Source organism: Cellulomonas sp. GbtcB1, assembly GCF_019091725.1.
In the GTDB taxonomy this organism is placed as follows: Bacteria; Actinomycetota; Actinomycetes; order Actinomycetales; family Cellulomonadaceae; genus Cellulomonas.
Genome location: NZ_JAGXJG010000365.1, coordinates 1 through 252 on the forward strand (window position 1 = coordinate 1; position 252 = coordinate 252).

A 252-nucleotide genomic window follows, 5' to 3' on the forward strand; every position below is an offset into this window, starting at 1 on the left:
TCCGACCGCAGCCCGTACGGGTCCTCCCCGAGCGCCTCCGCGGCCAGGTCGCGGGCGCGGCCCGGGTCGGCACCGTCGGCGTACGCGGACCCCGACGCGACGAGGCCGAACTCCGCGGCCGCGGACGCGAACCGGAAGTCCGCGCCGGGGGAGCGGGTGTACGCGTCCGCGCCGGCGGGGGCGGCGACCTCGGTGCTCGCGGTCGCCCCGGGGTCCTTGCAGCGCACCTGCACCGTCAGGGAGACGGCGGAG

The 252-nt window shown here is 79.8% G+C and carries 1 protein-coding gene; it reads right to left on the minus strand.

The window, feature by feature from the left end; all coding sequences use genetic code 11:
- On the minus strand, positions 1-252 hold a 252-nt coding region (locus KVT14_RS20730), incomplete at both ends, for a YfbK domain-containing protein (RefSeq protein ID WP_217617328.1).